Source organism: Streptomyces sp. Z423-1, assembly GCF_013009255.1.
Lineage (GTDB): Bacteria > Actinomycetota > Actinomycetes > Streptomycetales > Streptomycetaceae > Streptomyces > Streptomyces gossypiisoli.
On the sequence record NZ_CP053109.1, the window covers coordinates 1,161,946 to 1,175,051 of the forward strand.

8 protein-coding genes are annotated in these 13,106 nt (G+C 72.9%); 4 read left to right on the plus strand and 4 right to left on the minus strand.

Features of this window, described 5'->3' with window-relative positions; genetic code table 11:
* Nucleotides 1–86 precede the first annotated feature (86 nt).
* Together HJD23_RS05365 and HJD23_RS05370 are read left to right on the plus strand one after the other, a co-directional pair.
* On the plus strand, nucleotides 87–1,913 hold the full coding sequence (locus tag HJD23_RS05365; protein WP_171109478.1) for an AMP-dependent synthetase/ligase: 1,827 nt from the start codon (nucleotides 87–89) through the stop codon (nucleotides 1,911–1,913).
* Nucleotides 1,914–2,011: 98 nt separating this feature from the next.
* Complete coding sequence (locus HJD23_RS05370; RefSeq protein WP_171109477.1) at nucleotides 2,012–2,848, plus strand: aldo/keto reductase; 837 nt, start codon at nucleotides 2,012–2,014, stop codon at nucleotides 2,846–2,848.
* Between the two features lie 102 nt (nucleotides 2,849–2,950).
* Here the strand turns inward: HJD23_RS05370 and HJD23_RS05375 are convergent, their stop codons facing one another.
* The gene (locus HJD23_RS05375; protein WP_171133989.1) at nucleotides 2,951–6,352 is read right to left on the minus strand and encodes a hypothetical protein; all 3,402 of its coding nucleotides are present in this window, start codon (nucleotides 6,350–6,352) and stop codon (nucleotides 2,951–2,953) included.
* Between the two features lie 255 nt (nucleotides 6,353–6,607).
* On the opposite strand from HJD23_RS05375, the gene HJD23_RS05380 reads away from it, so the two are divergent.
* Nucleotides 6,608–7,957, plus strand: a complete 1,350-nt coding sequence (locus HJD23_RS05380) for a glycosyltransferase family 39 protein (RefSeq protein WP_240980634.1) — start codon at nucleotides 6,608–6,610, stop codon at nucleotides 7,955–7,957.
* A gap of 11 nt (nucleotides 7,958–7,968) precedes the next feature.
* Here HJD23_RS05380 and HJD23_RS05385 read toward each other — a convergent pair whose 3' ends face one another.
* The gene (locus HJD23_RS05385; protein ID WP_171109475.1) at nucleotides 7,969–8,874 is read right to left on the minus strand and encodes a class I SAM-dependent methyltransferase; all 906 of its coding nucleotides are present in this window, start codon (nucleotides 8,872–8,874) and stop codon (nucleotides 7,969–7,971) included.
* Nucleotides 8,875–9,011: 137 nt separating this feature from the next.
* On the opposite strand from HJD23_RS05385, the gene HJD23_RS05390 reads away from it, so the two are divergent.
* Nucleotides 9,012–9,785, plus strand: coding sequence for a phytanoyl-CoA dioxygenase family protein (locus HJD23_RS05390; RefSeq protein ID WP_171109474.1), 774 nt, complete (start codon nucleotides 9,012–9,014; stop codon nucleotides 9,783–9,785).
* 20 nt (nucleotides 9,786–9,805) lie between these two features.
* On the opposite strand, the gene HJD23_RS05395 is transcribed toward HJD23_RS05390, so the two are convergent.
* Nucleotides 9,806–11,527 (minus strand): glycoside hydrolase family 6 protein, encoded by a 1,722-nt coding sequence (locus HJD23_RS05395; RefSeq protein ID WP_171109473.1) that lies wholly within the window; start codon nucleotides 11,525–11,527, stop codon nucleotides 9,806–9,808.
* Nucleotides 11,528–11,556: 29 nt separating this feature from the next.
* Nucleotides 11,557–13,050, minus strand: coding sequence for a cellulase family glycosylhydrolase (locus HJD23_RS05400; protein WP_171109472.1), 1,494 nt, complete (start codon nucleotides 13,048–13,050; stop codon nucleotides 11,557–11,559).
* Between the last annotated feature and the right edge of the window lie 56 nt (nucleotides 13,051–13,106).

A 13,106-nucleotide genomic window follows, 5' to 3' on the forward strand; every position in this document is an offset into this window, starting at 1 on the left:
CCCCTCCCGTCACGACTGCCCGTGGGGTAGCTTTCACGGCCTGTGCGGGCGTCACAGGGAGCCGTCACAGAGAGCGGGGAACGGGTTTGCGCGAGTTCACCAATCCTCCGTTGGCGTTGGCACCCCCGGTGGGCGGTCTGGCCGACGTCGTCTTCGAGCACGCCCAGGACGACCCGCTGCACATCGCGCTCGGCCGCAAGGACGACGCCGGGCGCTGGCGGGACGTGACGACCGCCGAGTTCCGCGACGAGGTGCTCGCCCTCGCCAAGGGGCTGCTCGCCGAGGGCGTCCGCTTCGGCGACCGGGTCGCCCTCATGTCCCGCACCCGCTACGAGTGGACGCTGTTCGACTTCGCGCTGTGGACGATCGGCGCCCAGGTGGTGCCGGTCTACCCGACCTCCTCGGCCGAGCAGTGCTACTGGATGCTGTACGACGCGGAGGTGACGGCCGCGATCGTGGAGCACGAGGACCACGCGATGACCATCGCCACCGTCATCGACCGGCTGCCGGGACTGCGCCGGCTGTGGCAGCTCGACTCGGGCGCCGTCCAGGAGCTGTACGACGCCGGGGCCCACCTCGACGACGAGGTGGTGCACCGGCACCGCAAGGCCGTCACCCCGGACTCGGTCGCCACGGTCATCTACACCTCCGGCACCACCGGCCGCCCCAAGGGCTGTGTCCTCTCGCACGGCAACTTCATGTACGAGGCGGACACCGTCATCGAGCGCTGGGAGCCGGTGTTCCACTCGAAGAGGGGCGACGAGGCGGCGACCCTGCTGTTTCTGCCGCTCGCGCATGTGTTCGGCCGGATGGTGGAGGTGGCCGCGATCCGCGGCAAGGTCCGCTTCGGCCACCAGCCGCAGCTCAACGCGGCCGCCCTGCTGCCCGACCTGGCCGCCTTCAAGCCGACGTTCTTCCTGGCCGTGCCGTACATCTTCGAGAAGGTCTTCAGCGCGGCCCGCCGCAAGGCCGAGCGGGAGGGCCGGGCGGGGCCCTTCGAGAAGGCCGTCGACATCGCCGTGCGGTACGCGGACGCGGTGGAGTCCAGGGCGTGGGGCATCGGGCCCGGCCCGTCGGCGACGCTGCGCATGCAGCACCAGCTGTTCGACAAGCTCGTCTACTCCAAGGTGCGCGAGGCGATGGGCGGCCGGGTGCGGCACGCCATGTCCGGCGGCTCGGCGATGGACCGGCGGCTCGGTCTGTTCTTCGCGGGCGCGGGCGTGCAGATCTACGAGGGGTACGGCCTGACCGAGTCCACGGCGGCCGCCACGGCCAACCCGCCCGAGCGCACCCGCTACGGCACGGTCGGGCAGCCCATCCCCGGTGTCGCCGTGCACATCGCGGACGACGGCGAGATCTGGCTGCGCGGATCCAACGTCTTCCAGGGCTACCTCAACAACCCCAAGGCGACCGACGAGACCCTGCACGACGGCTGGCTGGCCACCGGTGACCTGGGCTCGCTCGACGAGGACGGCTACCTCACCATCACCGGCCGCAAGAAGGAGATCCTGGTCACATCGGGCGGCAAGAGCGTGGCGCCGGGGCTGCTGGAGGAACGCGTACGGGACCACCCGCTGGTCGCCCAGTGCATCCTCGTCGGCAACGACCGCCCCTATGTCGCCGCCCTGGTCACCCTCGACCAGGAGGCCGTCGAGCACTGGCTGCAGATGCGCAACAAGCCCCGGCTCACCCCCGCCGAGCTGGTGCGCGACCCGGACCTGGAGACGGAGGTGCGGCGGGCGGTGGTCGCCGCGAACACGCTCGTCTCGCAGGCCGAGTCGATCCGCACGTTCCGCATCCTGGCGCAGCCGTTCACCGAGGAGCAGGGGCTGCTCACGCCGTCGCTGAAGCTGAAGCGGAAGGCGATCGAGAACGCCTACGCCAAGGAGGTCGACGCGCTGTACCGGACGTGAGGCCGCTTCCGGCCCGTTTTCCGGTCAGGAATGCATCCGGGCCCGTGATCGTTGACGATAGGAGTACCACCTGACGACAACCGAAGGATCAAGAGCTCGTGAGCAGCAAGGTCCCCCCGATCATCCTCAACAACGGCGTCGAGATGCCCCAGCTGGGCTTCGGCGTCTGGCAGGTGCCGGACGACGAGGCGGAGCAGGCGGTGGCCACGGCGCTGGAGGCCGGGTACCGCAGCATCGACACAGCGGCGATCTACGGCAACGAAGAGGGCACCGGCAAGGCCATCGCCGCCTCCGGCCTCCCACGCGAGGAGCTCTTCGTCACCACCAAGCTCTGGAACAGCGACCAGGGGTACGACTCCACCCTCCGCGCCTTCGACGTCTCCCTCGGCAAGCTCGGCCTGGACTACGTGGACTTGTATCTGATCCACTGGCCGACCCCGTCGAAGGGCAAGTACGTCGACACGTACAAGGCGTTCGAGAAGCTGCACGCCGACGGCCGGATCAAGGCGATCGGCGTCTCCAACTTCCTGCCGGAGCACCTTGAGCGGCTGATCGCCGAGACGTCCGTCATCCCGGCCGTCAACCAGATCGAGCTGCACCCGCACCTGCAGCAGCACGCCGCCCGGGAGTACCACGCGGCGCAGGGCATCGCCACAGAGGCCTGGTCGCCGCTCGGCTCGGGCAAGGGCCTGCTGGAGGTCCCGGCGATCGTGGCCATCGCCCAGAAGCACAACCGCACGCCCGCCCAGATCGTGCTGCGCTGGCACCTCCAGCTCGGCAACGTGGTGATCCCTAAGTCCGTGACGCCGTCCCGGATCAGGGAGAACATCGACGTCTTCGACTTCGCCCTGGACACCGAGGACCTCGCGGCGATCAGCGCCCTGAACGAGGACCGCCGCCTGGGCCCGGACCCGGCCACGTTCGAGATGGGCTGACCTCAAGGCCGTCACTTCGAGACCGCATGCGAAACGCCCCGGGAACCACAGCGGTTCCGGGGCGTTTCGCGTGCGTCGCAGATCGTCGCCGGTCGTCGCAGGTCAAGGACCGCAGACGTCCCGGTACGGCGCGGACGGCACATGCCTCCGCCACTCGGCCTCGGTGGGCCCACCGCCCGCCCGATCGCACAGCACCGCGGCGGCCCGGTCGGGGTTCATCTCCCGTGAACGGGCGGTGAGATGGGATGTACCGATGCTCAATCGGTCACCGCTCCCGGTGAACTCGAGCCTCAGCACGGGCCCGTCCCCGACCGGCAGTACGGCGGCAGGCAGCCCCGGTGACGCCGTCTCCCACACCCGTACCGATCCGTCGGACGCGGTCACGGCGAGCAGCGCGCCGTCGGCCGAGAACGCCAGCACCGGCCGGTCGGTCGACGGGTCCACCGCGCGCAGGACGGCGATCCTGCGCCAGGTCCGGGTGTCCCACAGCGTGACGCGGCCGTGGGTGTCCGAGACGGCGAGGCGGCGGCCGTCGGGGCTGAAGTCACCGGCGACGAGGTAGTCCTCGCCGGTGACCGCGTCGCGTTCCCCGCCGGTGGCGAGGTCGCGGAGGGTGCCTTCGGAGGTCAGGGCGACGCGGCGGGCGGGGTCGGCGGCCACCGTGTCGGTGCGGGTGGCGGCGGTCGCCGGTGCGGTGTGCCAGGCCTCGCCGGTCAGTCCGTGCAGCGAGAGGGTGCGGACGGTGCTGGTGCGTCCGCTCTCCCGGTAGCGCAGCGCACCGGCGGCGGCGTCGAGGCGGATGTCGCCGATCGCGGACGCGGCCACCGGGTGGGTGAGAAGCGGCTCACGCGGCCCGCCGTCGGCGGGTGGCGGGGTGTCGGTGCGCCACAGGGAGAGCGCTCCGCTGCTCCAGGTGAGGGCGTAGGCGCCGGAGAAGTCCACCGCGAGCGCGCCGCCCGCCACCGGCAGCCGGGGCCGTTCCCTACCCGAGCCGACGTCCCAGGTCACGACGCCGTCGGCGGTCGCGGCGGCGACGGCACGGCCGTCCGGGGTAAGGGTCAGCTCCTCCGCCTGGCACAGGGCCCGTTCGGTCGCCCGGGGCATCCGGGTGGGGACCGGGCGGGCCGTCGTGACGTCGAGGACGTGCAGGCGGCTGTCGGTGTCCGTGCACCAGGCCAGACGGCGGTCGTCGTGGCTCAGCAAGGGCAGGGGGCCGCCGTCCTCGGGCCGGGTGTGGCGTATGAGGAGGCGGTTCCGGCGGATGTCCCACACCTCCACCACCGACCGTGCGTCCGGCCGGTCGTGCAGCAGCCGCCGTACGACGAAGGTGTGTCCGCTCGGTCCGAACGCGCCGTCCGTGTCGGTCGCCGGACCGGCGGTGAGCGGGCGTGTGCCGCCGCGAGCGAGGTCGCCGATCAGCAGCTCGCGGCGGCCCGGGCCCCAGTACGCCACCTGCCTCCCGTCGGCGCTGACGTCGACGACGCCCGCCGACAGGCCGCGCCGCTGGTCGGTCCGCAGGCGGCGGTGCCCCGGCACGTCCCACTGCACGGCCCTGTCGTGCGCCACCGACGTCAGTACCCGGCCGTCCCGGCTGAGCCAGGCGGGCGCGTTCACCGCGCGGCCACCGTCCTCGGGCAGGGTGAAGGCGTCCCGCTCGCTCTGTGCCGCCGCCGTGCGCAGCGCCTGCCGGGTCTCCGGCAGGTCGGCGGTGTGCCAGGCGGCGAGGGCGAGCCGCATGGCGGTGCGCGGCTCGGTGGCCCGGAGGGTGTCGGAGAGGGCGGCGACCCGGCGGGCCTCGGCCTCGTCGCGGCGCTGCGCGCTCACCTCGCCCTGCCGCCAGGCGACGGCACCGGCCAGCACGGCGAGGCACAGCAGCGCGGCGAGCCCGCCGGTCAGCGCCCGCAGCCGACGCGTGGCCCGGGCCGCCGCCCGCAGCCCGCGCTCGTGCGCCTCGACACTCGCGGCGAGGAAGTCCCGCTCCGGCGCGGTCAGTTCACCGGCCGCGCCGCCGAACAGCTCCCGCGCCTCGGTCAGCCGTACCCCTCGGTACAGGGCACCCTCGTCGCGCGCCAACTCGGCCCAGGCGCGGGCCGCCTGGGTGAGGCGGCGATGGGCGCGGAGCCGTTCCCGGTTGTCCTCCACCCAGCCGCGCAGCCGGGGCCAGGCGGCGATGAGGGCCTCGTGGGCGAGGTCGACGGTGTCGCCGTCGACGGTCAGCAGGCGGGCGCGGACGAGACGTTCGAGGGCCTGCGCGGTCAGCGGGTCGGAGCCGAGTTCCGCGCGGTCGACGGGCCGCCGGGTGTCGGCGGTGCCGTCGCCGGGGTTCACCAGGCGCAGCAGCAGGGCCCGGACGGCGGCCTGCTCGGCGGGGGCGCAGTCGGCGTGGAGCGCCTCGGCGGTGTGCGCGACGGCGCCCCGGACCCCGCCGACGGACTCGTACGCGGCGAGGGTGAGCGTCTTGCCGGTGCGCCGCCGCCAGACCTCGCGCAGGGCGTGGGCCATCAGCGGCAGACCGCCGGGTTCACCGGCCACGTCGGCGACGATCCGGGCCGTCAGGGCGCGTTCGACGACCAGGCGCCGGGCGGCGGCCGGCCGGACGACGGCCTCGCGCAGCTGCGCCGGTGCCATCGGCCCGACGAGGAGGGTGGAGTCGCGCAGGGCGTCGGCGAGCGGGCCGTGGTCGGCGCAGCGGCCGTAGAAGTCGGCGCGGACGGCGAGCACGACGCGCAGCCGGTGCGCCGGGTCCAGGGCCGTGAGCAACCGCCGTACGAACCGCTCGCGTTCGGCCGCGTCGGCGCACAGGGCGAAGACCTCCTCGAACTGGTCGACGACGAGGAGGGTGTCGCCGGGCCCCGGGTGCGGGGTGAAGAGGGCGGCGTGGGTGCGGTCGGGGTGGGCACCGGGGGTGAGGACGCGGATGGCGGCGGGGCGCTGCGCCGGGGCGTCAGCCTCCCGCAGGGCGGGGATCGGCGGCCCCGGGGCGTCCGTCTCCCGCACGGCGGGGATCGGCGGCCCCGGGGCGTCCGTCTCCCGCACGGCGGGGATCAGACCGGCCCGCAGCAGGGACGACTTGCCGCTGCCGGAGGCGCCGACCACCGCCGAGACCCGTCGGCGGGCGGTGAGTTCGAGCAGTTCGGCGACCAGCTCGGCGCGGCCGTGGAAGTGGTCTCGGTCGGCGGTGTCGAACCGGGCGAGTCCCGGGTAGGGGCTGCCGGCGTCGTCCTGCCCGGCCGGCTCGGCCGACTCGGCGACGGCCTCGTGCCAGCGGCGCGTCCACTCCTCGGGGTCGCCGCCGCACGCGGTGACGTACGCCCTGAGCACGGGCAGCGTGGGCAGCCGTTCCCCGGCCGCGGCGGCGGAGAGGGTCGGGCCCGAGTAACCGGCGCGCCGGGCCATCACGCGGTAGGTCGGCGCGCCCGCCTCGGCGCGCAGCTTGCGCAGTGCGTGGGCGAAGGACTGGACCACCCCCGCCGCGGGATCCAACGGCTTCTCCCGTCGCCCCATACCCGGCTCCCCCCTGTTCACCTGCCGTTCCCACGCTAACAACCCACCCACGGCGATTGATTGGCGCTCCGGACGGGGGCTGCCCATCAATCCGCCGGCGCCTGGACTCGACGGTGCGCAGTCCCCCGTTCCGTTCCGCACGCACCGGAGTCCGTCATCGTCACCGTCCAGTCCTCACGGCCCGTCACCCTCACACCGGCTCACGAGCCCCCGCCCCGTACGCGCGGGTACGCCGTCGTCCTCGTCCCCGTCGCCGTGTCCCTCGCCCTGGGGCTGTGGGGCGTACGGCGCGGCGGCAGCATGTGGCGGGACGAGGCGGTCACGTACGACATGGCCCGGCGCGAACTGTCCGGGCTGTGGTCGACGCTCGCCGAGGCCGATGCCGTGCACGGCCTGTACTACCTGCTGATGCACGGCCTGTTCCGGCTCTTCGGCGACGCGGATCCGCTGCTGGTGCTCCGGCTGCCGTCGGTCCTGGCGACCGCCGCCGCCTGCGGCACGCTGGCCCTGCTCGGCCGCCGCCTCGCGGGGCCGCGCGCCGGGCTGCTGTCCGGGGTGGTGCTCGCGCTACTGCCGCCGGTGCAGCGGTATGCGCAGGAGGGGCGCTCGTACGCGCTGGTGTGCGCGCTGGTGGTCTGGGCGACGTATCTCCTCGTCCGGGCCGTGACGACCGGGACCCGCCGGGCCTGGGCCGGGTACGGGGCGGTGCTGCTGGGCGCGTGCCTGCTGCACGAGTTCGCCGTACTGGCCCTCGTGGCGCACGCCGTGGCCGTGCCCGCCGGGCGGCGCCGGGCCTGGATAGGGGCCGCCGTGCCGGTCTGCGCCGGGGTCGCGCCGCTCGCCGTGTTCAGCGCGGGCCAGTCGGCCCAGGTGGCGTGGATCGGCGGCCCCGGGGCGGGTGCCGTCGCGAGCTTCGCCGGGGTGGTGGTGCTCGGCGTGGGCTGCGCCGTGCTACTGCGCGGAGGTGGTGGGCCGGTACGGCTGCCGGTGCCGGCCCTGGCCCTGCTGGCGCTGCCCGCGCTGCTGCTGATGCTGGCGTCGCTGGTCAAGCCGCTGTACGTGGACCGCTATGTGCTCTACGGCCATGCCGGGACGGCCCTGCTGATCGGCGCCGCGCTGGACCGGCTGGGCCGGGCCCGGGCCACCGCGCTGTTCGCGGCCGGAGCCGCCGCCCTCGCGCTGCTGCCCTACGCGGCGCAGCTGCGCACGCCCGCCAGCCGCACCGACGACGTCACCGCCATCGCACAGGCGGTCCGCGAGGCCGGCCGGGACGCCGACGGCATCCTCTATCTCCCGGCGCGGCGGCGGGTGTGGTCGCTGCCGGACCCGACGGCCGTGCGCGGGCTGCGGGACATCGCCCTGGACGGCACCCCGGCCGACTCGCACACGCTGTACGGCACGGAGGTGCCCGCGTCCGTCCTCCGCGTCCGGATCCTGGCGACCCCGCGTATCGTCGCCGTACGCGATCCGGCCGGGCAGCCGCTGGACCGGACCGAGCCGGAGCTGGTCAAACGACGGCTGCTCGACGTGTACTTCGAGGAGTGCCGGGTGTGGCGGGTGCAGGGGGCGCGAATCGCGGTGTACGCGCGGCCGGGGCGCTGCTGAGGCACGTCACCTCAGAGCGCCCTGCTCGCCGTATGCACCGTCTGCGCCGCCAGCAGGAAGAGGTCCGGGCGGTGGTGGACGCTCGCCTTGTCCTCGGGGTCGAGGAGGCGGTCGAGGGTGGCGCGGTCGGTCGCGTCGAGGCGGTCACCGAGGGCCTCGCGGATGCGGGAGAGGGTCGCGGAGACGTAGGCGCGAGCCCGGTCGGGGGCCGGGGCGGGCAGGTCGAGCAGGAAGCTGCGGGTGCGGTTGTGGGCCAGGCCCGCCGCGGTCAGCAGCGCCGGCCAGTCCTCCGTCTCGTCGACCGTGCCGGGCAGCGCCGCGCGCATCTCCGCGAACCACTCCTCCTCGACCGCGTTCAGCCGGGCCTGGAGCCCCGGGCGGCCGATGCCGATGTCACGGGGCAGGAACCGCGTGGGCAGGCCGCCCTCCATGATCGCCAGCGTGCCACCGGGTGCCAGCCGATCGGCGAAGGCGGCCAGGGCGGCGCGCTGGTCGCCGAGGTGGTGCAGGCTGCGGCTGGCCCACAGCAGGTCGGCCGGGTAGTCGAGGTCGCCGAGCACGTCGGGCAGGTCACCGGCCAGGGTGCTGAACCGGTCGGCGAGGCCGAGGCGGGCGGCGCGGTCGCGGGCCCGGGCGAGGAGCGGCTCGGAGCCGTCGACGGCGACGATCCGGGCGCCCGGGAAGGTCTCGGCGAGCAGACAGGAGACGACGCCGGGTCCGCTGCCCGCGTCGACGACCAGGCCGGGGTTGGTCTGCTGCTTCGCCAGCCAGGCCAGGGCCCGCTCGTACAGGGGCGCGAACAGCTCGGCGCCCGCCTCCAGCAGCGGGGCCATCTCGGTCCAGTCGATCTCGGCGTGGTCGTGGTGCTGACCGTGCCGGTGCTCGTGCTGGTGGGCGTGGGGGTGGTCGTGCGCCATGGGGTCAGCCTCTCCTCCGGATGCGGCCAGCGTGCGACGGGGCACCGGCATGGGGCAAGAGACGTTGCCGAAGCGGCAAACCGAGGCCGTGAAAAATGAGATGCCCGGAACGGGCCCGCTCCCCCACGATGGCCCCCATGGACGACGAGCTGGTGGAGCGCTTCCTCGAGGACGGGTTCGTGAAGATCGAGGGCGCCTTCCCGCCCCGCGTCGCCGAGCACTGCGCGCGGCTGCTGTGGCGGGAGACGGGGTACGACCCCGCCGACCCCGGCACCTGGAAGGACCCCGTGCACTGGGTGTACGACATGGCGCAGGGACCGTTCGCCGCCGCGGTCAACTCACCGGTGCTGCATGAGGCGTTCGACGCGCTGGTCGGCGCCGACCGCTGGATGTCGCGCTACTCGCTGGGTACCTTCCCGCTACGGTTCCCGCACGAGGAGGAGCCGGACGACGCGGGCTGGCACATCGAGGGCAGCTACGCCCCGGAGGGCGCCACACTGCCGCACACCAACCTGCGGTCGAGGGACCGGGCCCTGCTGATGCTGTTCCTGTTCAGCGAGGTGACCGAGGCGGACGCCCCCACCCGGATCAGGGTCGGCTCGCATCTCGACGTACCCCCGGTCCTGGAGCCGTACGGTGAGGACGGCGCGTCCTTCCTGGAGCTCGGCCCGAAGGTGGACGCGGTCTCCGCGCACCGCCCGCTCGCGTACGCCACCGGCCGTCCCGGTGACGTCTACCTCTGTCATCCGTTCCTGGTCCATGCCGCCCAGCCGCATCACGGCACGCGCCCCCGCTTCATGGCGCAGCCGCCGCTGCACCCCGCCGAGCAGCTCCGGCTGGAGCGGGCCGACGGGGACTACTCGGCGGTGGAGTTCGCGATCCGCCGGGGTCTGGAGCCGCTCGACGCCTGACCCCGGCGGACCGGATCGGGTCAGGGCAGCGGCGGGTAGGCGTTCGCCATCAGCTGCTGGAACTGCGCGGAGAACCAGTGCCCGGACACCGGCGCGTCCGGCAGCGCACCGGACATGTTGAAGCCGTTGCGGGCGTTGCCCTCGTACGTCGGGTCGCACATCCGGTCGAAGCCCTTGCCCTCGTCGTTCGGGATCTCCCGGCTGGCGCCGTCGGACTCACCCGGCGGCTTCATCCACACGTAGGCGTCGATCCCGGCGGCAGGAGCGGCCTGCGGGCGTTCACCGAGCCCGGCACCGGACTGGTTGCACCAGTTGCCGATGTGGATCCGGCGGTCGTAGCGGCCGCCGTCGACATAGGTGTCCACGGTGGTCGTCGCACCCGGACCGGCGGGCCGGGCGCTGCCGCCCCAACCGTTGCGGGAGGTGTCGATCAGCATGCCGATGGAGGAGTTGAAGCCGACCGAGACCAGCTGGTTGCGGAAGGCCTGCGCGAACGACAGCTCGTCGACGTACCGGTTCCAGTCCACCCACGTCGACTCGCGGACCGACTTGCCCGCGACGTTGTCGTTGATGCTGAAGTGGTCCTCCTTCAGGGCGCTGTAGTTCGCCGTGTTGGTGATGAACCCGTGCACGTCATTGACGGTGGCGCCCTCGGCGGTCGCCGCCTCCTTGAAGACGTTGGCCGAGGCGCCGAAGTTGTCGTCCCAGCCGATCCAGCCGTGATGGCCGGCGTCGACGTAGTTGTAGACGTTGGGCACGTCGCCGAGCTTGTTGAGCGCGTAGCCGACGCCCTTGACGTAGTTGCCGTTGGCCTTCATCACATCGCACTGCGGGGTGGCCGTCGGGCGGCTGCCGGTGTTGGTGACGAGGTTCGGCAGCGAGTCGATCTCGACGGTGGTGACGATCCGCAGCGAGGCGTACTTCGGGTCGGCGAGGATCGCGGCGATCGGGTCGATGTACTCCGTCTTGTACCGGTCGATCTCCGTCGGGCCCAGCTCGCCGTTGGAGGCGAGGGCCGCGCAGTCCCGGCCGGGCAGGTTGTAGATGACCAGCTGCACGACCAGCTCGTCGGAGCCCTTCTGGCTCAGCGCCTCGTCGAGGTGGTCCCGCAGGCCCATGCCGCCGTTCACGCCGTTGATCGCGGCGATTCGGTCCAGCCACACACCGGTCGGCTGGCCGGCGATGCGGCTGCCGCCCGGCTCGGCGGCGGCCTTCGCGGACCACTCGGGGTTCACGTACACCTTGGCGCCGGTGTACGGGTTGTCGACCCGGGTGCCCGGGCCGCCGGGGTCCGGCGGGTCGGTCGGCCCGCCGCCGCCGTCGACGTTGCAGGTCACCCCGTCGAGGGTGAAGGTGTCCGGCAGGGCGTTCGTGCCGCTGTAGGTGCCGTTGAAGCCGAAGCTCACCGAACCGCCGGTCGCCAGCGTCCCGTTGTAGCTCTCGTTGGCGGCCGTGACGGCGGTCCCGCTCTGGGTGACCCTCGCGTTCCAGGCGTTGGTGATCCGCTGGTTGCCTGCGTACGACCACGCCACCGACCAACCGGACTTCGCGGCGCTGTTGTTGGTGACCGTCACGGACACGGTGAAGCCGGTGTCCCACTGGTTCTGCACCTGGTAGTCGACGGTGCAGGGGACGGCGGCGGCGCCTGCGTCGCCGGGCACCGCCGCCATGGCGGTCCCGGTCGCACCGGCCACGAGCGCCAGCGCCGCGAGCAGTGCCGTTCTCGTTCTGGTACGGCTCATGAGTGCGGGTTCCTCATCTCTCAGGTGGGTTATCCGTCGAGGGCGCGCAGGTGATCACGCAGCCCGATTCCGTACGACGTGGGAGTCCCGTCGTAACTGCTGATCAGGGCCGGGCCGGAGGAGCAGTTCCAGGTGTTCCAGGTCCAGCCGAGGTACGAGAGTGCGCGGGCGTCGAACCACGCCATGACGCGGTCGACGAAGGAGTGCGCGCAGGTGTTCTCGCCGATCTCGCCCGCGACCAGCGGCACTTCGGCGGCGACGGGTGCGAGCGTGGCGTCCCAGCAGCTCTCGTTCGCGCAGGCGTTGAAGTTGTAGACGTGCCAGGCGGCGGCGAGATTGTCCGCCGGGTCGTCGGGCCGGTACGTCAGCCACTGGCTCAGGTCGTTGGAGTACGCGAGCCCACCGGCCAGGATGACGTTGTCCGCGCCGGTGGCCCGGATCGCGTCGATCAGGTCCTGCATACCGGCCACCTCGTAGCCGATGCCGGGGCAGGTGCCGCCGTCGCGCCAGCAGGTCCACGCCTGCGCGGCCGTGGAGGTGGCGCGGTCCGGGTAGGGCTCGTTGAACAGGTCGAAGACGACGGTCGGATCGTCCTTGAAGGTGCTCGCCACCGACGTCCAGAAGGACGGGGTGTACTGCATGTTGGGCATCGGCTTCTGGCAGGTGGCGTGCACGTCGGCGCAGCCGGCCGAGTTGCCGGTGTACTGACCCCAGGACCAGTGCAGTTCGAGCATCGGCGTCATGCCGTGCGCCTTCACCTTGGCCACCAGGTCCTCAACGGCGGCGATGTAGTTGGCACCGGCGTACTCGGGCTTGATGTTGGAGGTGCCGAGCCAGCACTCCTCGTTGAGCGGGATGCGGACCGTGTTGGCGTTCCAGTCGGCGATCGCCTTGACGGACGCGTCGTCGACCGGGCCGTCCCAGATGCCGTAGCCCTGCACGCACGCGAACTCGCCGCCGGATCGGTTCACGCCCAGCAGCCGCCGGGTCGTGCCGGCCGCGTCCACCAGCTTGTTCCCGGACACCCTGAGCGCGGGCGGCCCGTCGCCCGGGTCCGGCGGATCGGTCGGATCCGTCGGGTCGGTGGGCGTCGGGGTGGGCTCGCTGTCGACGTTGCACTTGGTGCCGTTGAGCTTGAACGACGTCGGTACGGCGTTGCTCCCGGACCAGGAGGCGAGGAACCCGGCGCTGACGCTCGCGCCGGTGGCGAGCGAGCCGTTCCAGTTCTCGTTGGTGGCGGTCACCGTCGTACCGGACTGGGACCACTTGGCGTTCCAGCCCTGGCTGACCTGCTGACCACCGGCGAAGTCGAAGCTGAGCTTCCAGCCGGTCAACGCGGCCGCGTTGTTGGTGATCCGCACGCCGCCCTGGAATCCGGTGTCCCACTGGCTGGTGACGGAGTACTCCACCACACAGGCCGGCGTGGCCCCGGACGCCGTCACGACCGGTGCGACCGCGGTGCCCACCAGGGCGAGCGCGGCGGCACCGGCGAGTAAAAGACTTGAACGCTGGGGGTGTCGCATGAGCGACTCCTTGCAGTTCGGGCGCGTCGTGACGGACGCGTCGACTGATGGAATCG

Bases quoted from the DNA above. Each gene is read 5' to 3' on its own strand.
- HJD23_RS05375 (WP_171133989.1), bottom strand. From the start codon at position 6,352: ATGGGGCGACGGGAGAAGCCGTTGGATCCCGCGGCGGGGGTGGTCCAG.
- HJD23_RS05385 (WP_171109475.1), bottom strand. From the start codon at position 8,874: ATGGCGCACGACCACCCCCACGCCCACCAGCACGAGCACCGGCACGGT.
- HJD23_RS05390 (WP_171109474.1), top strand. From the start codon at position 9,012: ATGGACGACGAGCTGGTGGAGCGCTTCCTCGAGGACGGGTTCGTGAAG.
- HJD23_RS05395 (WP_171109473.1), bottom strand. From the start codon at position 11,527: ATGAGCCGTACCAGAACGAGAACGGCACTGCTCGCGGCGCTGGCGCTC.
- HJD23_RS05400 (WP_171109472.1), bottom strand. From the start codon at position 13,050: ATGCGACACCCCCAGCGTTCAAGTCTTTTACTCGCCGGTGCCGCCGCG.